Annotated in this window: 15 protein-coding genes; 6 read left to right on the top strand and 9 right to left on the bottom strand. The window is 71.3% G+C overall.

What is annotated here, in order from left to right:
* The first annotated feature begins 125 nt into the window (after positions 1-125).
* From KDM41_02810 to carB, 3 genes are read left to right on the top strand one after another with little or no spacing between them, the layout of a single operon-like run.
* Positions 126-1004 carry a hypothetical protein gene (locus KDM41_02810; GenBank protein MCB1182336.1) on the top strand — a complete coding sequence of 293 codons (879 nt, stop codon included), beginning with the start codon at positions 126-128 and terminating at the stop codon, positions 1002-1004.
* The gene (carA, locus tag KDM41_02815) at positions 1004-2152 is read left to right on the top strand and encodes a glutamine-hydrolyzing carbamoyl-phosphate synthase small subunit (protein ID MCB1182337.1); all 1149 of its coding nucleotides are present in this window, start codon (positions 1004-1006) and stop codon (positions 2150-2152) included. Before KDM41_02810 ends, carA begins: the two co-directional genes overlap by 1 nt.
* Positions 2136-5411, top strand: a complete 3276-nt coding sequence (gene carB / locus KDM41_02820; protein ID MCB1182338.1) for a carbamoyl-phosphate synthase large subunit — start codon at positions 2136-2138, stop codon at positions 5409-5411. Before carA ends, carB begins: the two co-directional genes overlap by 17 nt.
* Positions 5412-5450: 39 nt before the next feature.
* On the opposite strand, the gene KDM41_02825 is transcribed toward carB, so the two are convergent.
* Both KDM41_02825 and KDM41_02830 read right to left on the bottom strand, forming a co-directional pair.
* The gene (locus KDM41_02825) at positions 5451-5942 is read right to left on the bottom strand and encodes a YbaK/EbsC family protein (protein ID MCB1182339.1); all 492 of its coding nucleotides are present in this window, start codon (positions 5940-5942) and stop codon (positions 5451-5453) included.
* A 143-nt stretch (positions 5943-6085) separates the two neighbouring features.
* Complete coding sequence (locus tag KDM41_02830; protein ID MCB1182340.1) at positions 6086-6856, bottom strand: single-stranded DNA-binding protein; 771 nt, start codon at positions 6854-6856, stop codon at positions 6086-6088.
* Positions 6857-7033: 177 nt separating this feature from the next.
* On the opposite strand from KDM41_02830, the gene KDM41_02835 reads away from it, so the two are divergent.
* The 3 genes from KDM41_02835 to KDM41_02845 all read left to right on the top strand — a co-directional run bounded on the left by KDM41_02835 (position 7034) and on the right by KDM41_02845 (position 10054).
* Positions 7034-8716: an amidohydrolase gene (locus KDM41_02835; GenBank protein MCB1182341.1), complete on the top strand. Its 1683-nt coding sequence runs from the start codon at positions 7034-7036 to the stop codon at positions 8714-8716.
* A gap of 129 nt (positions 8717-8845) precedes the next feature.
* Positions 8846-9019, top strand: a complete 174-nt coding sequence (locus KDM41_02840; protein ID MCB1182342.1) for a hypothetical protein — start codon at positions 8846-8848, stop codon at positions 9017-9019.
* Positions 9020-9046: 27 nt separating this feature from the next.
* Positions 9047-10054 (top strand): hypothetical protein, encoded by a 1008-nt coding sequence (locus tag KDM41_02845; GenBank protein MCB1182343.1) that lies wholly within the window; start codon positions 9047-9049, stop codon positions 10052-10054.
* 67 nt (positions 10055-10121) lie between these two features.
* Here the strand turns inward: KDM41_02845 and KDM41_02850 are convergent, their stop codons facing one another.
* The 7 genes from KDM41_02850 to KDM41_02880 all read right to left on the bottom strand — a co-directional run bounded on the left by KDM41_02850 (position 10122) and on the right by KDM41_02880 (position 20075).
* A complete protein-coding gene (locus tag KDM41_02850; protein ID MCB1182344.1) occupies positions 10122-10694 on the bottom strand; it encodes a hypothetical protein in 573 nt (190 codons plus the stop codon).
* Between the two features lie 38 nt (positions 10695-10732).
* Entirely contained in the window at positions 10733-13459 is a 2727-nt protein-coding gene (locus tag KDM41_02855; protein ID MCB1182345.1) for a PAS domain S-box protein, read from the bottom strand.
* 99 nt (positions 13460-13558) lie between these two features.
* Positions 13559-14863, bottom strand: coding sequence for an alkaline phosphatase family protein (locus KDM41_02860; GenBank protein ID MCB1182346.1), 1305 nt, complete (start codon positions 14861-14863; stop codon positions 13559-13561).
* A gap of 27 nt (positions 14864-14890) precedes the next feature.
* The gene (locus KDM41_02865) at positions 14891-15712 is read right to left on the bottom strand and encodes a hypothetical protein (GenBank protein ID MCB1182347.1); all 822 of its coding nucleotides are present in this window, start codon (positions 15710-15712) and stop codon (positions 14891-14893) included.
* Positions 15713-15718: 6 nt separating this feature from the next.
* On the bottom strand, positions 15719-15919 hold the full coding sequence (locus tag KDM41_02870) for a hypothetical protein (GenBank protein ID MCB1182348.1): 201 nt from the start codon (positions 15917-15919) through the stop codon (positions 15719-15721).
* Positions 15920-15963: 44 nt separating this feature from the next.
* Positions 15964-17916 (bottom strand): alkaline phosphatase family protein, encoded by a 1953-nt coding sequence (locus tag KDM41_02875; GenBank protein ID MCB1182349.1) that lies wholly within the window; start codon positions 17914-17916, stop codon positions 15964-15966.
* Complete coding sequence (locus KDM41_02880) at positions 17913-20075, bottom strand: alkaline phosphatase family protein (GenBank protein ID MCB1182350.1); 2163 nt, start codon at positions 20073-20075, stop codon at positions 17913-17915. Before KDM41_02880 ends, KDM41_02875 begins: the two co-directional genes overlap by 4 nt.
* Between the last annotated feature and the right edge of the window lie 7 nt (positions 20076-20082).

Genomic DNA, 20082 nt, shown 5'->3' on the forward strand with positions numbered 1-20082 from the left:
TCGGCTGATCCCGGCGCCTTTGGCGTTCGGGAATTTTTTTTGCCTGATTCGCAGCCCGCACGACGAGACCGCCCCGAACTGGACCCTTTTAACTGACGTCCGCGAGCGTCAGAAGGAGGCCCGCGATGATGACCGCCGCCGAGTTCCGGCCCGAGTCCGCCCTCCACACCGCCGTCTTCCAGGCCCCCGGCCGGCCGCGCCCCCTGGCCCGGCGTCTGGCCATCCACAACCGGGTGATCCGGCGGGTGCGCGATTTCCTGCTGGCCGAGCAGTTCCACGAGGTGCCCGTCACGGCCCTGGCCGACCATCCGGCGCGGGTGCAGCTCGAGGGCATGATCGCCCACGGCTTCGCGCGGGTGTGGAGCGAGAGCGAGATCCTGCCCCAGGGCGGCAAGCTCGAGCCGAAGCACCTGCGCGGCTTCAAGCTGATCGAGGTGTCGCAGGCCGGGCTCTCCCTCGCCGAACTGTGCGACTTCGCCGAGCGCCTGCTCAAGACCGTGGCCGGCGACATGACGGCCGACCTGCTCGGCGGCGTCCACGTGACGCGCCTGGACCGCATGATCCACGCCCGGCACGAGCGCCTGACCTACGACGAGGCCCTCGCGATCCTGGCCGGCAAGGGTTGGCACCTGGAGTTCGGCGAAGCCCTGCCCGACCAGGCCAAGGCGACGCTGACCCGGCACTGCGGCAACCTGCCCTTCGTGCTCACCCACCTGCCCACGGCCCTGAAGGTCGCAGGCGTGGCGGTCGATCCGGCGCGTCCGGAGATCAGCGCGTCTTTCCACACGATCCTGCCCTACGCCGGCCTGACCATCGACGGCTCGGTGCGCGACGCCGTGAACGCGCCCGCCGGGTTCAGCCTCGACCTCGGTCGCCTGCTCCAGTACCTGATGGGCCTGGACAACATCATCGACACCCTGATCGACCCCATGGACAAGGTCGTCGGGGTGATGCGTCGGGCGCCGCAGGGCACCGGCCTGGACCGCAACCAGGGAGCCGGTTGATGGAAGCCTGGATCGCCCTCGAAACGGGCCGCGTCTTCCGCGGCCGGATGCTCGGAGCGCCCGACGCCGCCGGTGGCGAGGTGGTCTTCCACACCGGGATGACCGGCTACCAGGAGATCCTCACCGATCCCAGCTACGCCGGCCAGGTGGTGTGCTTCACCGCCGCCCACATCGGCAACTACGGCATTCACGGCGACGACCACGAGTCACGCCGGATCCATCCGGCCGCCGTGGTGATCCGCGACTTCTGCCGCCGCACCTTCCACCGCCGGCGCGAGACGAGCCTCGACCAGGTGCTGCGGCAGGCGGGTGTGCCGGCCATCGCCGGAGTCGACACCCGCGCCCTGACCATCGCCCTGCGCGACGAGGGCACCTGCCGCGGCTGGGTCGGCGTCGGTGACCCCGACGAGCTCGTGGCGAAGGCCCGGGCGCTCCCTCCCATCGCCGAGGTCGACTGGGTGCGGCGGGTGACGACCGAGCGCCCCTACACCTTCCCCGTCACCCCCGCCGTGGCCGATCCGTGCGAGGTGGCGGTGCTCGACTGCGGCGTCAAGAAGAGCATCCTGGGCCGGCTCGTGGCCGAGGGCTGCCGCGTGCGCGTCTTCCCCGCCGACACGCCCGCCGCGGCGCTGCTCGCCGGCCCGACCGAGGGCGTCTTCCTGAGCAACGGACCCGGCGATCCGGCCTCGCAGGAGGGGCTGGTGGCAAAGGTGCGGGAGCTGCTCGACGCGGACGTGCCGGTGTTCGGCATCTGCCTCGGGCACCAGCTGCTGGCGCGGGCCCTCGGGGCCGAGACGACGCGGCTGCCGTTCGGCCACCACGGGGCCAACCATCCGGTGCAGAACCTCGCCACGGGCCGGGTCGAGATCACGAGCCAGAACCACAACTACGCGGTGCCGCGGGAGAGCCTCGATCCCGCCATGGCGCGCGCCACCCACGTGAGCCTGAACGACGGCTCGGTGGAGGGCCTGGAGGCGGTGGCATCGTGCGCCTACTCGGTGCAGTACCACCCCGAGGCCGCGCCCGGACCGAGCGATAGCCTCTACCTCTTCGAACGCTTCCGCGACGAGATGCTGGCCCGCCGGTCCGATCGGGACGAGGGCCGGGACGACAACCTGGAGATGAAGCGCCATGCCGCGGCGGACTGACCTCGAGACCATCATGATCCTGGGCTCCGGCCCCATCGTCATCGGCCAGGCCAGCGAGTTCGACTACTCGGGCACCCAGGCCGTGAAGGCGCTCAAGCGCGAGGGCTACCGGGTGGTGCTGGTGAACAGCAATCCGGCGACGATCATGACCGACCCCGGTCTGGCCGACGCCACCTACATCGAGCCGCTCACGGTGGACATGGTCGAGAAGATCATCGTCGCCGAGCGGCCCGACGCGATCCTGCCCACGGTGGGCGGCCAGACGGGCCTGAACCTGGCGGTGGAGCTGGCCGAGCAGGGCGTGCTCGAACGCCACGGGGTCGAGCTGATCGGGGCCACGCCGCAGTGCGTGCGCCTGGCCGAGGACCGCGAGGAGTTCAAGGCGACCATGACGGCCATCGGGCTCGAGACGCCGCGCAGCCTGCTCGTGACGAGCCTGGACATGGTCGACGCGGCCATGGCCGAGATCTCCTTCCCCATGATCCTGCGCGCGAGCTTCACCCTCGGCGGCGCCGGCAGCGGCGTCGCGCGCGACCGGGAGCAGTTCGTCGAGATGCTGCGCGAGGGCCTGAATGCCTCGCCGGTGGGCAGCGTGCTGGTCGAGGAGTCGGTGCTGGGCTGGAAGGAGTACGAGCTCGAGGTCATCCGCGACACGGCGGGCAACGGCATCATCGTCTGCAGCATCGAGAACTTCGACGCCATGGGCGTCCACACCGGCGACAGCGTCACCGTGGCGCCGGCCCAGACCCTCACCGACCGCGAGTACCAGCGCCTGCGCGACGACGCCCTGAAGGTGCTCGACGCGGTGGGCGTCGTGACGGGCGGCTCGAACGTGCAGTTCGCCGTCGATCCCGAGACCGGCCGCGTCATCGTCATCGAGATGAACCCGCGGGTGAGCCGCAGCAGCGCCCTCGCCAGCAAGGCCACCGGCTACCCCATCGCCAAGATCGCGGCCCTGCTCGCCGTGGGCTACACCCTGCCCGAGCTGCCCAACGAGATCACCGGCACCAGCAGCGCCTGCTTCGAGCCGAGCATCGACTACACGGTGGTGAAGGTGCCGCGCTGGGCTTTCGAGAAGTTCCCCGGCACGCCCGACCTGCTCGGCACCACCATGCAGTCGGTGGGCGAGGTCATGGCCATCGGGCGCACCTTCCGCGAGGCCTTCCAGAAGTCGCTGCGCTCGCTGGAGCTGGGGCTAGACGGCTGGGAGAGCCGGGCCAGCGGGCGCAGCCGCGAGGAACTGGCGGCCGCCCTCGCCGAGCCCCGCCAGGGCCGGCTGGCCGACCTGCACGAGGCCATGCGGCGCGGCTTCGACGCGGAGCAGCTGCACCGCCTGACCGGCATCGACCCCTGGTTCCTGGACAACCTCGAGCATCTCATGGAGATCGAGGGGCGCCTGCGCTCGTTCACCCTCGACGAGCTGCCGCCCGAGCTGATGTGGGAAGCCAAGCGCGAGGGCTTCAGCGACCGGCGCCTCGCCCGCCTGCTGCAATGGGGAATCGGCCAGGCCGAAGGCCCGACGCCCGACGTCACGGTGCGCACGCGCGCCTCCCTGGTCCTGGCCGCGCGCCAGGCCCTGGGCATGACGCCCGTCTTCCGGCGCGTCGACACCTGCGCCGCCGAGTTCGCCAGCGAGACGCCGTACCTGTACAGCACCTGGGAGGAGGGCCCCTGTGAGGCGCGCCCCACCGACCGCCGCAAGGTGATCGTGCTCGGCGGCGGTCCGAACCGCATCGGCCAGGGCATCGAGTTCGACACCTGCTGCTGCCACGCCGTGCAGACCCTGCGCGCCGAGGGCATCGAGGCCATCCTCGTCAACTGCAACCCGGAGACCGTCAGCACCGACTACGACCTGTCGGACCGCCTCTACTTCGAGCCGTTGCGTTTCGAGGAGGTCATGCACATCGTCGACGTCGAGCGGCCCGACGGCGTGATCGTCACCCTCGGCGGCCAGACACCGCTGAACCTGGCCGGTTCGCTGCACGAGGCGGGCGTGCCCATCCTCGGCACCGGCGTCGCGGCCATCGACCGCGCCGAGGACCGCGACCGCTGCGGACAACTCCTCACGAAGCTCGGCATCCGCTTCCCCCGCGCCGGCAGCGCCCACTCGATCGACGAGGCCGAAGCCGTCGCCGACGCCATCGGCTATCCCGTCATGGTGCGCCCGAGCTATGTTCTGGGTGGACGCGCCATGAGAGTCGTGTACGATGGGTCGGGTCTGCGGCGCTACTTCGAGGAAGCTGTGAAGGTCAGCGGCAAGCACCCGGTCCTGATCGACCAGTTCCTCGAAGACGCCGTGGAATTCGACGTCGACGCCGTGTGCGACGGTGAGCAGGTGCTCATCGGCGGCATCATGCAGCACATCGAGGAAGCCGGCATCCACAGCGGCGACAGCTTCGCCGTCCTGCCCCCCTGGAAGACCACCGCCCCCGAACTCGGGATCATGCGCGACCACACGCGGCGCATCGCCCGCGAGCTCGGCGTGTGCGGCCTGGTGAACATCCAGTTCGCCAGCTACGAGGGCGAGATCTACGTGCTGGAGATCAACCCCCGCGCCTCGCGCACCGTCCCCTTCCTCGAGAAGGCCACGGGCGTGGCGCTGGCCGACATCGCCACCCGCTGCATGCTCGGCATGTCGCTGGCCGCGCAGGGCGTGGCCGAGGGCGGCCCGGGCGATCGCTTCTTCGTGAAGGGTCCGGTGTTCCCCTTCCGGCGTTTCCCGCGCACCGACCACCTGCTCGGCCCCGAGATGAAGAGCACGGGCGAGGTGATGGGCATCGGCCGCGACTTCGGCGAGGCCTTCGCGCGCGCCTCGCTGGCCGCGGGCCAGGGCCTGCCGGGCGCGGGCGCCGTCTTCCTCAGCGTGAACGACCGGGACAAGGACGAACTGCTGCCCATCGCCCGCGAGCTGGGCTCGCTGGGCTTCGACCTGGTGGCCACGTCCGGCACGGCGCGCTTCCTGGCCTCGTGCGGCCTGACCTGCGCCACGGTGGCCAAGGTCGGCCAGGGCTCGCCCCACATCGGGCAGCTCATCCGCGACGGCCGGGTGCAGATGGTCATCAACACGCCCCTCGGCGAGAAGAGCCGCTACGACGAGAGCGCCATCCGGCGCGAGGCCCGGGCCCTCGACATCCCCTGCATCACGACCCTGTCGGGCGGCCGGGCGGCGGTGGACGGGATCCGCGCCCTGCGCCGCGGCCTGGACGAGGTCGTGTCGCTGCAGGGGTTGTCGCAGCGGGCGCTGCGGGCCCGCAACTGAGACGCGACCGCAGGCGCTCCCTGCTTCGCGCCGGCCGCCCTAGGCCGACCCCTGCCGCTCCTGCAGCCGCCGGTACGTGAAGTATCCGATCGTCGGCTCCACCAGCTTCTCGAACTGCCAGAACGGCATCGTGATCACCTCGGTGTGCGAGCCCGCGTTGAAGGCGATCAGGTCGGTGCGGATCAGGCTGCCCGCCACGAAGACGCGCATGCCGTAGAGGTTGCCGAAGGGCGGCATGGCGCCCAGTTCGCAGTCGGGGAACACCGGATCGAAGTCCTGCTCGGTGGCCAGGCAGATGGTGTCGGCGCGGGCCGTCTCGCGGAGCAGGTGGAAGTCGATGCGGCTGTCGGCCGGCAGCACGGCCATGGCCATCTCGCCGTCGATCTTCACCATCACCGTCTTGGCGAAGAGGCGGCCCGGCACGCCGGACTTGAAGGCCACGTCCTGGGCGGCGAAGGCGTTGGGGTGCTCCTTCACCGTGAAGTCGACGCCGCGGTCGGTCAGGTACGCGAAGAGCTTGGCACAGGCCATCGGATTCCTCCCGGTCGGAGGGAAGCCGCGGACCGCGTCTGGCAGCAGTCGGGCGAGAGGTGCGCCCGCGCGGCCGCGGACGGGGCGGGAAGCCCGTGTGGTCCCGCCATCGTCTTCATGATACACCGCTTTCAACGCGAGGGCTACGGCGCGGACCAGATCCCCTGCGCCGCGAGCTGCTTGTCCGCGGCGGCCGCCCAGCCCCGGTTCGCGGCCGGGCTGGCCGGACTCGGATGCAGCACCCAGCCGATGCCGTCCGGCCGGTGGGAGAGGTCGACGTCCGGCACGTCGGGGCCGAACAGCCCGGTGAGTTTCGCGCGGGCGAAGCCCCCCACCCCGACGACCCACTCCGGCCGATACAGCCCGACGAGATCGCGCACCCAGGCGTCGCAGGCGGCGAAGAGCGGCTCGCTTTCGGCCACGGGCAGCTTGTCGGGCGTGCGGTTGCGGCCCGTGTCCTCCATGAAGACGAGCGGGCAGTAGTTGATGACGAAATGGTCGGCGAAGAAGGCTTCCGGCGAGCCGAAGCGAGCGGCGAGATGGCCCCAGAGGCGGCGGCCGCTCACTTCCGAGCGCGTGCAGGCCAGTCCGGCGACGGGGCGCCTGGGGTGCTCGGGATCGGGCCGGCCGACGGCGCCGCGCAGACCCAGCCAGTCCCGCACCGCCGCGACCTCGCCGAAGGGCACGCCGGTCTGGACCATGCCCCACGGGCCCGGGTTCATGCCCATCAGCAGCACCCGCCGGCGCGTCGCGCCCCAGGTGCGCACCCACTGCGTGTGCAGGTCCCAGGCGTAGTCGAGCGGGTTGTACACCCAGGCGGTGGGCGCGTCGAAGCGGAGGACGGCGACGGCGTCGCGCAGGCGGGCCGTGGCGGCGAGGACGTCGCGGGCGAGAGCGGTTTCGCGGGCGGACACGGGAGCACTCCTCTGCGGGCTTGCGGGATCGGGGGGCGGTCCGGTGAGCAGTAAACCCGATGGGGCGGCGGGACGCAAGGACGGGCGGCCGGGAGGTCGACTCCGGGGATCCCGATCCGGGTCGGCCGTGCTATCATGCCCCGGCCGCGACGACCCACCCCTTCCCGGAGATGGACCATGCCCCGCACCCGCTTCGCCACCGGCCTGCTGCTCACGACCCTCCTCGGCGCCTGCGCGCCGGCCGGCGACGGTGGCGGCGGCCCCGCCGACGGATACGCCGACCTCGTGCTCACCGGCGGCCACGTGCGGTCGGCCGACGGCACCGCGGCCACGGCGCTGGCGGTGCGCGGCCGGCGCATCCTGGCGGTCGGCAACGACGACGCCATCGGCGCGCTGGCCGGACCGGACACCCGGCGCATCGACCTGCGGGGCGGGTGGCTCGGCCCGGGCTTCAACGACAGCCACGCCCATCTCTACGGCCTGGGCACGTCCCTCTCCCAGGTGCGCCTGATGGGCACCGGCTCGGTGGCCGAAATCCTCGAACTCGTGGCCGCCGCCCACGCCGAGTTGCCGCCGGGCGCCTGGCTCGAGGGACGCGGCTGGGACCAGAACGACTGGGCCGATCCCGCCTGGCCCACGGCCGCCGAACTGGACGTCGTGACCGGGGACCGTCCCGCCCTGCTGCGCCGCGTCGACGGCCACGCCGCCTGGGCCAACAGCGCCGCGCTGGCCGCCGCCGGCCTCACGGCGGCCACGCCCGACCCGGAAGGCGGCGAGATCCTGCGCGACGGCGACGGCACCCCCACGGGGCTGCTCATCGACAACGCCGTCGACCTCGTCCGCGAGGTCATCCCCGACCCGCCGGCCGACGAGGTCGAGCGCCGCGTGCGCCTGGCCGTGGCCCACTGCGTCGCGCGCGGTGTCACGGGCGTGCACGACGCCGGCGCGTCCTGGGAGCGGGTGCAGCTGTACCGGCGCCTGGCCGAGGCGGGCGAACTGGGTCTGCGCGTCTACGCCCTGTACGACGACGACGAGGAGACGCTCGGGCCGGCCTTCGCCCACGGTCCCCTCTTCTCGTCCGACAGCCTGCTCACCGCCCGGGCGGTGAAGCTGTACAGCGACGGCGCCCTCGGCAGCCGCGGCGCCCTGCTCCTCGACGACTACCGCGACCAGCCGGGCCACCGCGGCCTGCCCGTGACTCCGCCCGACCACATGCGCGACGTCATGCGCCGCGCGGCCGCCGCGGGGCTGCAGGTGGGCACCCACGCCATCGGCGACGGGGCCAACCGGCTCGTCCTCGACCTCTACGAGGAGGTCCTCGGCGCTTCGGGTCTGCGCCCCGTGCGCTGGCGCGTCGAGCACGCCCAGATCGTGCACCCGGACGACCTGCCCCGCTTCGCCGCCCTCGGCGTGATCCCGGCCATGCAGCCCACCCACTGCACCAGCGACATGGACTGGGCCGCGGACCGCCTGGGCGAGGATCGCCTCGCCGGTGCCTACGCCTGGCGCACCCTGGTCGCGTCGGGCGCCCACGTGTGCTTCGGCACCGACTTCCCGGTCGAGCGGGTCGAGCCTCTCGAGGGACTGTACGCCGCGCGCACCCGCATGCATCCCGACGGCACGCCCATCGGCGGCTGGCGCCCGGAAGAGACCCTCACCGGCGCGCAGGCTCTCGACCTCTACACCGCCGGGTCGGCCTATGCGGCGTTCCGCGAGGACGACCTGGGCCGCCTCGCGCCCGGCTTCCTGGCCGATCTGGTGGCCCTGGACGGCGATCCGGTCGCCTGCGAGCCGGCCGCGCTGCTGACCATGCGGGTGCTGCTGACGGTGGTCGACGGGCAGGTGGCCTGGGAGCCGTGAGCGCAACCCCGTGGCGGGTTCTGCGTATTGACCTACTTGTTTCATGGGGAATGGGATAGGATGGGACGCGACCGGACCCCCGGTCATCAACCGCCCGGCCCTGCGGCCGGGGCATCTCAGGAGAAGACCATGCGCAAGATCGACCGCAACGGCAGGGTGGCCCCGCTGGGCGTCCTGCTGACCCTGGCCCTCGGCCTCGCGGGCGGCGCCCTCGCCGAGCAGCCCGCCACCTTCCAGGCGGCCCTCGAGCTGGCCGCCGCCCAGGACAAGCTCGTCGTCATCGACTTCTACACCGATTGGTGACCGGGCTGCAAGGTGTTCGCCCGTGCGGTGAACGAGAACGAGACCATCAAGAGCGCCCTGAACGACGTCATCCTCTTCAAGAACGACTGCGAGAAGGGCGAAGGCATCGAGATCGCCCAGAAGTACGGCGTCCGCGGCTACCCCACCTTCATCTCCGTCAACAGCAAGGGTGAGATCACCGACCGCTGGATCGGCTACGAGGGACCGGAAGCCTGGTCCGCCGTGGCCCTCGCCGCCGCCGCCGATCCGCGGCTGCTGACCGCCAAGAAGGCGGCCTACGCGGCCGAGCCCACCGCCGCCCTGGCCCGGAGTCTCGCCAACGACGCCTCGACCGGCTACGACTTCGCCGGCGCGGTCGTCTTCCTGAAGAAGGCGCGCGAGCTCGACCCGGCCAACGCCGACGCCACGAGCCGGCAGATCCTCACCTACATGGCCTACGGCGCCCAGGGCGGGGCCTTCACCTTCGACGACATCGAGGCCGAGGCCAAGCCGGCGCTCGCATCGGGCATGCTGGAGCCGGGCGACCACGTCGAACTGGCCCTGATGCTGCACTCGGTCGCGTCGCGTTCGGGTGACGCCTCGCGGGCCGCCCCCTACATCGCGGGAGCCATGAAGGCCAGCGAGGGCAGCGACGACGAGACGGTGCAGAAGTACCGCAAGGAGCTGGCCGTGTCCAACGCGCTGGTGGTGGAGAAGGACGCCGGCAAGGCCGTCGAGCTGAAGCGCGCCACCATGCCGGACGACTGGCGGGAGAGCCCCCGGCGCCTGAACCAGTTCGCCTGGTGGTGCTTCGAGAACGAGGTCAACCTGGACGAAGCCCTGGAGCTCGCGCTGAAGGGTGCCGAGCTCGCCGGCGACGACGCCGAACGGGCCAACATCCTCGACACGGCCGCCGAGCTCTGCAACCGGCTGGGCAACTGCGACGAGGCCATCGCCCACATGCAGCGGGCGGTGGAGCTGGATCCGGACAAGCAGTACTTCAAGGACCAGCTCGCGCGGTTCCAGAAGGCGGCCGAGGAGAAGGCCAAGGGCTGATCCCGCCGCATCCGTGCGCACGAAGGGCCCGGCCGACGCCGGGCCCTTTCCTTTTCCCCCGAAGATCTCAGTTGTAGCGGAAGCCCCCGTCGCCGCCGACGAGCACCAGGGCGCGCTCGTACAGGGTGCCGAAATCGACGCGGGTGATCTCGTCGAGGCCGAACTCCTCGGGCTCGTCCTCCCACTCCGCCTCCGTGTTGATGAGCTTCACCGTCAGCAGATGGCGGTTCACCGCCGCGACCCGGCCGATCCAGCACGAGTCGGGCTCCGAGCCCTCGGCGCTGATCGTCAGGATGGGATAGAGCGAACCCGCCGTGCGCAGCAGGGTCTCGAGGGAGGTCAGGTCGACGTCGAGCCCCGTGGGGCGCTCGACGCCCAGGGCCCGCAGCGCCTTGAGGGTGAAGTCGGCGCCCGGCGGCGGGGCCTCGACGTAGCTCAGGTCGGCGTAGGCCAGACAGGTGACGCCGTCGATGCGGACCGACTGGTCGACCACGTCGAGGGCGAACCAGTCCGGGCCGCAGCCGGCCACGAAGCCGACGATGAGGCCATCGGCCAGGTCGACCCGCTCGACCCCGACGAGGGTGCCCGCGAGGTGGGCCTTCTTGAGGGTGCGTTTGAATTCGGCGATCTGGGCGTCCAAGGCGACCTCCGTCGGCGCAGCAGGGCGAACGGCGGCCGTCAGGGGGCCGCCGCGAGTTCACGGATCACGCGGACGAGGTCGTCGAAGTCGAAGGGCTTGTTCACGACCTGCCATCCGCCCGGGGGCATCTCGTTGCCGATGACCCGGTCCCGATCATAACCCGTCAGGAGGACGAAGGGGAGTCCGGGTTCGAGGCGGCGCGCCTCCTGCAGGAGCTCGACCCCGCCCATGCGGGGCATCACCACGTCGGTCACGACGAGGTCGACCCTCAGGCCCGAGCCGCCCAGGACCTCCAGGGCGTGGCGGCCGTCGTCGGCCTCGAGGACCCGGAATCCGCGGGCGATGAGCACGTCGCGCGTCACCTCGCGCACGTCGCGGTTGTCGTCGACCACCAGCACCGTCAGGCCGTCGCCGGACTCCGCCGGGCCGCTCCGACGCACTGCCGGGGCCTTGCCGCAGCGCACGCGCGGCAGGTAGACGCTGACCGTGGTGCCCGCGCCCTCGGCGCTGTCCACGTCGATGACGCCCCCGTGCGACGTGACGGCCCCGTACACGGTGGCCAGGCCCATGCCCGTGCCCTTGCCCACCTCCTTGGTGGTGAAGAAGGGCTCGAAGACCTTCCCCTGCACCTCGGCCGACATGCCGCTGCCGTTGTCCGCGACGCTCAGGCGCACGAACGCGTCGGTCCCCACGTCCGGATGGCGCTCGCGGAATCCGGCGTCGGCGTCGTAGGCCTCGAGCCGGCACTCGATGCGGGGCTGCGCCGCCCCGCCCACCGCGTCGACCGCGTTCTGCACCAGGTTCAGGAGCACCTGCTGCAGCTGCGTCATGTCCGCCGCCACGCACAGCTCGTGCCCCGGCGAGGCCAGGTGCCGCTCGATGTTGCCCGGAATGAGCGTCTCGGCAAGCCGGAAGGCCTCGCCCAGGAAGCGATCGATGTCGAGATCGCGCATGTCCAGGTCGCCCTTGCGCGCGAACGTGAGCAGCTGCCGGACCGTCTCGGAGGCCCGGTCGCCGAGCGTGGCGATGTGCCCGAGCAGCTCGCGGACCCGGGTCGGGTCGTGGGCCTCCTCCTGCGCGAGGAAGACGTTGCCCGCGATCGCGGCCAGCACGTTGTTGAAGTCGTGGGCGATGCCGCCGACCAGCGTGCCCACGGCCTCCATCTTCTGCGAATGCCGCAGCTGCTTCTCCAGCTCGATCCGGTCGGTCTGGTCCTGGACGACGCCCAGCACGTGGCGTTCGCCGCCCGCCCCGGACACCGCCGACGACGAGATGCTCACGTGCCGCAGAGAGCCGTCGCGGGCGACGATGCGCGACGCGCGCCCGCGGATGACCGCGCCGTCGACGACCTCGTTCATGACCCGATGGGCCGCTTCGCGCGCCTCGTCGTCCGGATAGAGGGCCTCCAGCCAGCCGAGCCGGTTGATCTCCTCCATGGTGTAGCCCGTGATCTCGATCATGCGGCGGTTCCAGGACAGGAACTCGGCGAACCGGTCGCCGCCGGCCCGCCGCCATACGACGACACCCTCGGACGCCCGCTCGAGGAGCTCCTCGCGCACCTCGATCTCACGCCGCGCGGCCGCCTCGGCCTTGTCCAGCTCGGTGATGTCCCGCATGAGCGCCACCACCGCCGGCTGCCCGGCGGAGTTCTCGACGAGGGAGGTCGAGATGAGCAGGGTCCGCGGCTCGCCGGCGCGGTTGGTGACGACCCAGCGCTCGTCGACGAGGTTGTCGCCGGTGCGCATGCGCCCCATGCGGGCCGCGGCCCGCTCCTGCAGGGCCGGATCCGGATACATGGTCTGGTACCAGCCGGAGCGGTTGATCTGCTCCATGGTGTAGCCGGTGATCTCGGTCATGCGGTCGTTCCACAGGGAGAAGCGCACGAAGGGGAACTCGGCGCAGTCCTCGCACACGGAGATGCCCTCCGAGGCGCTCACGAAGAGCTGCTGCAGGAACTGGGTGCTGCGCCGGTCGCGCTCCTGGGCCTGCTTGAGGGCCGAGATGTCGACGTGGGTGCCGACGAGGCGGGTCGCGCCCGCACCGGGGCGGCGCGCGACCTTGAGGGCCCGCGACAGGACGAGGACCTCGTGGCCGTCCCGGTGCCGCATGCGCATCTCGACCTCGAACGAATCGCGGCGGTCGGCGAGGTAGTCCCGCACCCGGGCCAGGACCATGTCGCGGTCGTCCGCGTGCACGAGGCGCGACCAGGTGTCGAGCGTGGCCGGCAGTTCGCCCGGTGCGTAGCCCAGCATCTCCTGCCAACGCGGCGAGTAGTAGACCTCGTCGGTCTCGAGATTCCAGTCCCACAGGCCGTCGTTGGCCCCGGCCATGGCCAGCTTGAACCGCTCCTCGCTGTCCTCGAGGGCCCGGGCCGACTCGAACGACGCGGTGATGTCGTCGTAGGTGCCGAGTATGCCGATCGTCCGGCCGGACGCGTCGCGCAGGGGGACCTTGGAGGTGCGCAGCCAGATCGTCTGGCCGTCGGGGGTGGTCTGGGGCTCGACGAAGCCGATGCGTTCGCGGCCCGACTCCATCACGGCGCGGTCGTCGGCGCGGTAGCGTTCGGCGTGGTCGCGCCAGCTGAGGTCGAAGTCGATGCGGCCGATCAGTCCGGCCGGCGACTCGAGGCCGGCGTCCCGGGCGAAGAGGGAGTTCGCGCCGAGATAGCGGCTCTCCCGGTCCTTCCAGAAGATCCGGATGGGGGCCGACTCGATGATCGTGTGCAGCAGATGGCTGGTTTCGAAGGGAGACGGATGATCGTGCATGGTCCTCCATCCGGTTCGCCGGTGGCGACGACCGAAAGCACCCCCGGGACGTGGGAGGACTCTAAGGCATGGGACGGCCGGCGTCCAGTTCCCGCCGGATCAGTTGATGTAGCCCAGCGAACGCAGCTGCCGGCGGATCTCCTCGTCGACGCCGGGATCGCGCTCGCCGTCCGGACCGTCGGCGGGGCGGAGGCCCTGGTACGAGGGCACGCGCTGCTCCTCGAGCCGGGCCACGCGGCGGCGGCCCGCGTCCGTGAGGCTCTCGGCCAGGATGCGGCCGGGCATGTCCGCGGCCGGCGGCAGCCCCAGCAGGGCGAGCATGGTCGGGCACACGTCGAGCAGGTCGAGATGGCCGAATCCGGACCCGGCCTCGTACAGGGGACTGCGCACGAGGAACACCCCCCACTCGCTGTGCTCCTCGGTGCCCTTCAGGCCGTTCCGACGCGGACCGTAGAAGCCGTGGTCCGACACGACCACCGCCTGGCGCGTGGGCGGGAACCAGCCGAGCACCTCGCCCATCACCTCGTCGGCCCATTCATAGTAGCGTTCGACGACGCCGCCGAAGGCCGCGATCTCCTCCGGCTCCGGCGCCCGCCGCAGGTTGTCCGGCTTGAGGAACTCGTAGAAGTGGTGGCTGATCATGTCGGGGCCGCGGAGGTAGAAGAAGAACAGGTCGTAGTCGCCGTCGCGGGCCAGCATGCGGCTCACCGCGAGGTAGCCCAGATCGGCGGCCAGGATGTCGCGCAGCTTGCGGATGTCCTCGGGGTACTTCGCTTCGAGCGCGGCGACGTCGCCCTCGACGAAGCGGCCGAGCTGCGCCGCCGTCAGCGCATCGGGATCGACCCGCAGCGCGCCGACCACCGCCGACAGGGAATCGGGGGAGGCGAGGTTGGCCAGGGGCTTGTCGCGCCCGTGCCCGTAGGGCAGGTAGTCGCTCACCATGACGCCGTCGATGGGCCGGGCGGGGTAGGTCGTCCACATGCCCGACACGGCCGTGGACAGGCCGGCGGCGGTGAGGATGTCCCAGATCGCCGGGGCGTACCAGGCGCTGCTGTTGACCGGTTTCTGGTCCGAGCCCCGCACGAAGTTGTCGATGCCGTGCACCTCGGGCCTGACGCCCGTGCAGATGCTCGCCCAGAGCAGCGGCGACTTCTCGAGGGGATAGAAGGTCTTCATGCGGCCCGAGGCCGACTCGGCCATGAAGCGCTGCAGGTGGGGCAGCCGTCCGGCCTCGACCATGGGCCGCCACAGGGCCCAGTCGGCCGAATCGACGCCAATGACCACGAGCTTGCGCGCCTCGGGATCCGGCGCGCTCTCGCCGCCGCAGCCCGACCACGCCCCCGCCATCGCGGCCAGCAGCACGGCGGCCGCGGCCTTCCTCCCCATCGTTCCCCACGCCGACATGGTCATCCTTCCGGTCTGGAGGGGCGGCTACAGCGAGACCCGCAGCAGGTCCTTCAGCGCCAGGCCGCCCACGAGCGAGAAGATCATGAACGCCACGAGCCACGGCAGGCCCACGCCCAGGTAGGCCACTTCGCGTGTGGGCAGGAGCAGCGTCGCGTCGGCCACCGGGCCGCCGGACGGCAGCACGGGTGCCCCGGGAAAGAGCAGGCCGTGCAGCCAGTCGCTCCGGCTCGACTCGCCCACCGGCCGCAGCCCCCCGCCCACCGGCAACGTGCGGCCCACGAGTTCGGCATCGCCGCGCCGCACCACCAGGGGCAGGTCGCCCTCCCGGTCGACCCGCAGCCGCCAGGCGAGTTCGCCCGCCCCGTGGTCGCGCACCGGGCCGGCCGTCACCGTGACCCCCTCCGGCACGTCGAGGCGCACGTCCGCCAGGTCGGCCGCCGCGCCGTCGGCCAGGGTGACCGTGAACACGGTCTCCTCGCCGGGTGCCAGCGGCCGGTGGCTGTAGCGCGCGTCGAGCTGGCCGAGGGTGAGCAGCATCGGGATCGTCAGGGCCACCAGGGCGGGCAGCGTCAGCGAGAGGTAGCGCAGGTTCGCCCGCGCCAGGTCGCCCTGGATGCGGGCCACGACGCGCAGGTGGTCCGGGTACAGACCCATCTCGTAGATGTGGCCGAACAGCCGGTCGCGGACGCGTTCGAGGGTGCGCTGGGGCGTGACCGCCTTGAAGAGCAGCAGCGCCCAGACGGCCGTCAGCACGGACACCACGGCCAGGGCCACGGCGGGACGTCCGGCCAGGGGGCCGATCACGAGATCGAACAGGCGGGTCATGGCTGTATTGAGGGCACCCATGTCGTCCTACGAGATGTAGCCGAGGCCCTGCATGCGTTTGCGGATCTCCTCTTCGGAGTCGCCGCCCTCCTCGAACTTGCCGATCTCCCGCTCGAGCACGTGCTGCACGAACTCCTCGGTGCTGCTGTAGCCGGCGATGCGCGCCGCGCGCTCCACCTTGGCCAGCAGGTCCTTGTCGATCTTGATCTTGTTTCCGCCGCCGAACATCGCGGCACCTCCTTCGCTGGTCCGGCCCGACGGCCGGACGCGTCCTAGCGCGGGCTGAACAGGTCGCCGCCCACCATTTCCGGGGGCACCGGCACCCCGAAGAGCTTCAGGATCGTGGGCGCCATGTCGACCAGCGCCGGCTCCGACCGCGCGATGGGCCGGTTCGCCAGCAGCACGCCGGGCACCTCGTCCGCGGCGATGCAGTGGTCGCCGCTCCACTTGAGCATGTTGTCCTCGAACACCGTGGGCATGATGCGGCCGAGGGCCGACTCGTTGCTGCCCCGCCAGCCGGCGTAGTAGCCCACGACCATGTCGGGACCGGCGTTGCGCAGGTCCCCATGATACACCTCGTCGGCCAGGTCGGCCCGCTTGACGGCGCGGCGGCCGTCCAGCGGATCGACCACCGCCTCGAGCTTCGCCTTGATCTCGGCGAGCAGCGCGCGGCGGGCCTCCTCGCCCTGCACCGAGCCCTGCTGCTCGCGCCCGGCCAGGTTCACGTACAGGCCGTTGATGCCGATGGCGTAGGCTTTCGTGCGCCACCAGTCGACCCCGTTCAGCATCTGCACGTCGCCCGGGGCGACGCCTTCCTGCAGCGCCAGGTAGCCGTTCTCGTAGAGCCAGGTGTTCAGGTGGAAGGCCCGGTTCCACGGCGCGAAGCCGTGGTCGGACATGATCATCACCGTGGCGTCGGGCCCGGCCTTGGCCATGGCCAGGCCCAGCGCCGCGTCGAGTTCCTCGTACACGTGGCGGATGCGCAGCGCATGGGCCGGGTCGGCGTCGGCGTGGGTGGGCGACGCCGCGTCCATGTTGCGCCACATCATGTGGCAGGTCTGGTCGGGCGAGTTGAAGTAGAAGAAGAGCAGGCCGCTGTCGAGGGCGGCGAAGCGGTCGAGTTCGGCCCCGAGCTGGGCCAGGCGCTCGTGAAGCACCAGACCGCTCTGCTGCACGTAGCCCTCGTCGTCGAAGAAGCCGTTCTCCAGGGCGCTCGTGTCGTCGGGCAGGCCCTGCGTGTAGAAGAGGCCCGTGTCGTCGGCGATCTCGCGGCTGTAGCTCTCCGGGGTCGAGATGGGCATGGCCGGCTCGACCGGATCGATCTGCACCGGCGTCACGTAGAGGCGCAGGTGCGGCGCGGCCTCGATCAGGTAGAAGCGGCAGATGCCGCGCACGCCCTTCAGCAGCGGGATCATCTCGAACTCGACCGTGACCCAGTCGCTCCACTCGCCCTCGTTGAGCACGACCTCGGCGTCCCCCACGCTGAGCCACACCGCGCGGGTGCTCCGGTCGACCCGGCCCGTGACGTCGACCTTCGCCTCGGGGTCGCCGTCGCGGTAGCTGTTGGGCGGGCCGAGCAGGTCGGCCACGAAGCGTCCCTTCTCCAGATACACCGAGACGACGCGCCCGCCGCCCAGGTCGCGGTTCACCGGCGGGTCGTCGGTGATCATGGTCGAGATGCCGTAGTTGCCGGTGATGTCGGGCGTGCCCATGCCCGACAGCGAGCGCGCCTCGCACTCGACCGGCGGGAAGTTGCTCGGCACCTTGAAGATGGTCACGTCGACGCCGGCATCGCTGAGCAGCTCCCAGAAGGCCGTCCCCTTGCGGAGGTTGCGCACCTCGGCGCTCCCGCGCGGCAGCTTCCAGTCGCCCAGCCGCCAGAAGCGCGTCGGCCCCTTGGCCTCGCTGGCCGAGAAGAACGGCAGCAGGGTCTGCGGATCGCGGTGGATGAAGTCGAAGATGCCGTGGCCGCCCGGATCGCGGCCGGTGATGAAGTTCGACCACGCCACCGGCGACTGCGGCGGCGTCGAGGTGGCGAAGGGCGTCACGGCCCCCCCGCCCTTCACGAAGCGGTCGAAGTTGGGCATGGCCCCCTCGTCGCGGAACCGCTGCAGCAGCACCGGGTCCATGCCGTCGAAGCCGATGACCAGGACCTTGGGACCGTCGGCGGCGGTCGCGACGCCGGCGACGACGGCCAGCAGCAGGATCAGCAGCGCGCGCTTCACACCTCCACCTCCGCGGTCGCCGGCGCGGCGACGGGTTCGAAGATGCTGCGCCCCACCATGTGCGGCGGTCGCGGCAGCCCGAGCAGGTCGAGCACGGTGGGCGCCATGTCCACCAGCCAGGGCTTCGGGTTGTCGAACTTCACCGTGGAGAAGACGACCCCCGGCACCTGGCGCGGATCCATGCAGTGGTCGCCCGACCAGCTGCGCGTGTTGTCGCTGATGACGGTCGACGAGACGGCCCCCACCGCCGCATCCCAGTCGGTGCGGTAGTCGGGCTTGTAGCCCACGATCACGTCGGGGCCGTTGGCCCGGTACGGTCCGGCGTAGATGTCCTCGCTGGCCCACAGCTCGGTGATGGCCTCGGTGCCCCCGCATTCCGGGTCGGGCAGGCCCCGCAACTTGTCGTTGATCTCGCACTTCAGGGCGTATGCCTCGCCGGGCTCGACGCAGCCGTCGCGCTCCCGTCCCCGGATGTTCAGGTAGTATCCGGCCAGGCCGCTGGTGTAGGCCCGGGTGCGCTTCCAGTCGATCTCGGGCACCTCGTGGCGCCGGCCGGCCGGCACCTCCGGCAGCGGCCCGCTGTCCGGATCGCCCTTCAGGAAGAGGTAGCCGTTGGCGCGGAACCACGTGTTCAGGTTCACGCCGCGCTTGAACGACTTGAAGCCGTGGTCGGAGCAGATGAGCAGCACGTCGCCCTTCTTCATGCGCGCCTGCACCTCCCCCACCAGCTTGTCGGCGCGCTCGTAGAGGTCGCGGATGGCGTGCTTGTGGATCTCGGTGTCCTTGCCCCGGTTGGCCGGATGGTCGGCGTCGAGGTAGCGGAAGAACATGTGCTGCACGCGATCGGTGGTGTCGAAGACGATGGCGATGGCGCCGTCGGGCTGGTGGTCCATGGCGTGGAAGAGCTGGCGCCGGCGCTCGGCGAAGAAGCCCCAGGCCTGGTCGAGGAAGGCCTGCTCGTCGATGACCCGCTCGTTCAGCGCCCAGGTGTCCTCGGCCAGACCCAGCGTGGCGAAGCTGCCGTGCAGCCGCGCGAGGGCCATGCTCAGGTGGGGCGGGTTGCTGATGGGCATGGCCGGCTGCCGCGGGTCGATGTGCAGCGGCGTGACGTAGAACGAGAACCCCGGCGCGAAGGTCGTGACCCGCACCTTGCAGATGCCGTGGGCCTTGGCCCGGCCGCCGCCGAAAGTGACCGGGATCCACTCCGAGTACTCGTTGGCCCCGAGCACGAACGTCTCGCCGGCGAGATGGAAGGTCGCCTGTCGCTTCGTGCGGTCGACCTTGACCCGGATCGGCACCGTCAGCGAGCCGTCGCCGTCGGGCGCGTCCGGCCCGATCAGTTCGGCGGTGAAGGCCTCGGTGCCCGCGGGCGTCAGTTCGAGCCGCACGCCGCCGATGGTCTGACGATCGGCCCGCTCGCCGTCGTCGGCCGGCCCGTGGCCGGGCTCGGTGTAGTGCGAGAACGTGCCCTGGGTGCCGCGCAGGTCGGGCACGCACATGGCCGACAGCATCTTGCCGCCGAACCTGTCCGGCGGGAAAGTGATGGGAATGCGCAGGATCGAACTGGCCAGGCCGGCCTCGGCGAGGGTCTTCCAGAAGGGCTTGCTCCGCTTCAGCAGTTCGAACCGGTGGCCGCCGCCGGGCAGGTGGATCGGCCCGATCTTCCGCGGCGGCGTCCGGTTCAGGCGCGTCGAGGAGAGGATGGGCAGGTGGGTGGCCATGTCGCGGTTCAGGAAGTCGAAGATGTTGTGGCCCGACGGATCGGTGCCCGTGCCGAAGGTCGACCATCCCACCGGCGACATGGCCGGCCAGGTGGTGCCCAGGGGCCGGAAGGTGCCCTCCTGGCGCAGGCGGTCGAGGTTCGGCAGCCGCCCCTGGTTCCAGTAGCGCCGACAGAGGTTCGGATCGAGGCCGTCGAGCCCCAGCACGATGACCCGCCGCGCCCGCGCACCCCGGCGCCGCCCCCGGCCCTTCACCGCCCGCACCACCAGGCGCACGGGCCAGATCAGGACCGCCAGGAAGGCCAGCAGGATGCCGGCCAGGGCGAAGAGGAAGGATCCGCCGAGGGCGAAGCCCGCCCCCGGCCCGATATAGGCCGGCGGGGACGACAACGCACCGAAGTGCGCCATGGCAGACGGGAGACCGGACACATCGAACATGGATCTG

Source organism: bacterium (assembly GCA_020440705.1).
Lineage (GTDB): Bacteria > Krumholzibacteriota > Krumholzibacteriia > LZORAL124-64-63 > LZORAL124-64-63 > JAGRNP01.

Coding starts and splice junctions, on each gene's coding strand:
- KDM41_02860 (MCB1182346.1), bottom strand. CDS start 14,863: ATGTCGGCGTGGGGAACGATGGGGAGGAAGGCCGCGGCCGCCGTGCTG.
- KDM41_02855 (MCB1182345.1), bottom strand. CDS start 13,459: ATGCACGATCATCCGTCTCCCTTCGAAACCAGCCATCTGCTGCACACG.
- carA (MCB1182337.1), top strand. CDS start 1,004: ATGGAAGCCTGGATCGCCCTCGAAACGGGCCGCGTCTTCCGCGGCCGG.
- KDM41_02810 (MCB1182336.1), top strand. CDS start 126: ATGATGACCGCCGCCGAGTTCCGGCCCGAGTCCGCCCTCCACACCGCC.
- carB (MCB1182338.1), top strand. CDS start 2,136: ATGCCGCGGCGGACTGACCTCGAGACCATCATGATCCTGGGCTCCGGC.
- KDM41_02835 (MCB1182341.1), top strand. CDS start 7,034: ATGCCCCGCACCCGCTTCGCCACCGGCCTGCTGCTCACGACCCTCCTC.
- KDM41_02880 (MCB1182350.1), bottom strand. CDS start 20,075: ATGTTCGATGTGTCCGGTCTCCCGTCTGCCATGGCGCACTTCGGTGCG.
- KDM41_02870 (MCB1182348.1), bottom strand. CDS start 15,919: ATGTTCGGCGGCGGAAACAAGATCAAGATCGACAAGGACCTGCTGGCC.
- KDM41_02865 (MCB1182347.1), bottom strand. CDS start 15,712: ATGGGTGCCCTCAATACAGCCATGACCCGCCTGTTCGATCTCGTGATC.
- KDM41_02840 (MCB1182342.1), top strand. CDS start 8,846: ATGCGCAAGATCGACCGCAACGGCAGGGTGGCCCCGCTGGGCGTCCTG.
- KDM41_02825 (MCB1182339.1), bottom strand. CDS start 5,942: ATGGCCTGTGCCAAGCTCTTCGCGTACCTGACCGACCGCGGCGTCGAC.